Annotated in this window: 1 pseudogene; it reads right to left on the bottom strand. The window is 45.7% G+C overall.

Annotated features, from left to right (window positions below):
• Window positions 1-551 (bottom strand): annotated as a pseudogene (locus tag SMIDD26_RS02640) (amidohydrolase family protein); the annotation flags it as partial.

The following is a 551-nucleotide window of genomic DNA, read 5'->3' as shown; positions in this document are numbered from 1 at the left end:
ACATCATTGGATTTAACAGCATAGACTAGGTGAGAGAGCATATTCTCTTGGGGTTGAAGATGGATTTTCCCTTGTGGTTGAATAACGAGAAAATCTGCCTGTTTACCTACTTCCAGACTTCCTATCTGTTCTTCCATCCCTAGGACCTTAGCCCCTTCGATTGTCAGAGCTTTAAGGGCTGTTTCAATAGGGAATTGGCTGGCATCCCCACTTTTCATCTTCTGAAGAAGGGCTGCAGTCCGTCCTTCCTCAAACATATCCAGATTATTATTGGAAGCAACCGAGTCAGTCGCAATTCCAACTGCAACTCCTGCTTTTTGAAGTTGGATGATTGGAGCGATTCCTGATGCCAGTTTGAGGTTACTGATAGGATTGTGGGCAATAGCCACGTGAGAAGTTGCTAAGCGTTCAATTTCTCGCTCGTTTAATTCGACCCCATGAGCAAAGACAGACGGATGATCTAAGTAACCCAGTTCTTCTAGAAAGCAAGGGGGCGTTTGCCGTAGCGTTTAAGGATAATGCCTGACTCCTCCTTGGTCTCCGCAACATGG

Source organism: Streptococcus mitis (assembly GCF_001579035.1).
In the GTDB taxonomy this organism is placed as follows: Bacteria; Bacillota; Bacilli; order Lactobacillales; family Streptococcaceae; genus Streptococcus; species Streptococcus mitis_J.
Note: the sequence above shows the minus strand (reverse complement) of the source record. Positions and strands in the feature narration are given on the sequence as shown.